Below are 583 nucleotides of genomic sequence, written 5' to 3'. Positions count from 1 at the left end.
CGTACAAGTTGCTGTGTATGTGCCCGCTGTACTTACTGTGATGCTCGTACCTGTTGCATTGTTATTCCACTTAACCGTTCCTGTACAATTAGTCGCTGTCAACTCTGTAGTCTCGTTGTTACATAGACTCGTCTTGGTAGTCGCTATCACTGGTGCATTTGGCTTGCTACCAGGGTTAATCGTTACCACATTCGATGACACACTATTGCCACAATCATTGCTACATACAGCACTGTAAGTACCTGTCTGTGTTACTGTGATGCTGTTGCCTGTTGCATTGGTGCTCCATTTCACTGTACCACTACAGCCCGTTGCCGACAAGGTCGCTGTCTCTCCTGTACACAAACTAGTTTTATCACTCGAGATAGCCGGTGCAGTTGGTTTTGCTCCTGTAGTGATGGTCACCACATTCGAACTGCTCGTACCACAGATATTGCTACAGATCACACTGTAAGTCCCTTCCTTACTCACTGTGATGCTTGTTCCTGTTGAACCATTGCTCCACGTAAGACTGCCTGTACAGCCACTCGCTTTCAGTATAGTACTTTCTCCATTACATAGATTGTTCTTGTCTGCAACAACT

The 583-nt window shown here is 45.8% G+C and carries 1 pseudogene; it reads right to left on the bottom strand.

The annotated features are described in order from the left end of the window. Nucleotides 1-583, bottom strand: a pseudogene (locus ACYVFA_RS19600) (hypothetical protein); the annotation flags it as partial.

The sequence above is a fragment of the Emticicia fontis genome, from assembly GCF_054779675.1.
The sequence above is the reverse complement of the archived record's forward strand: the minus strand, read 5'-3'. Positions and strand labels throughout refer to the sequence as shown.